Below are 348 nucleotides of genomic sequence, written 5' to 3'. Positions count from 1 at the left end.
ATGCTCCATCGCGGCATCTGCCGCGGTCATGGCCTGTTCGGCACCGGTCGCCCCCATCGCCAGCCCCTCGGCCTGCACCTCGTGGATCTCGTCGAAGCCGAGGAAGCCGAACACGGTGCGCAGGTAGGCCGTCTGGTGGTCCTGCGGACTCCCCTCGTAGACCCCGCCACGGGCGGAGAGCAGGTAGAGGGGGCGGCCGGTGACTAGCCCTGCCCTTTACCCACAAATCGGCCATCAGTGAGTCGCTGGGCGGTCAGCCGCAAGGCGCGCCCTCGCCGGGGCAGCCGCCCTGCCTCAAGAGGGCGCAACGCGGCGGATGGCCGCCCAGCGACTCACCCGCAGGGCGCC

General features: G+C 71.6%; 1 pseudogene. It reads right to left on the bottom strand.

The window, feature by feature from the left end:
* A pseudogene (locus ACYQ2W_RS26720) lies at positions 1 to 198 on the bottom strand (NAD(P)H-dependent oxidoreductase); the annotation flags it as partial.
* Positions 199 to 348: the final 150 nt, after the last annotated feature.

This window comes from Endothiovibrio diazotrophicus (assembly GCF_054657215.1).
The sequence above is the reverse complement of the archived record's forward strand: the minus strand, read 5'-3'. Positions and strand labels throughout refer to the sequence as shown.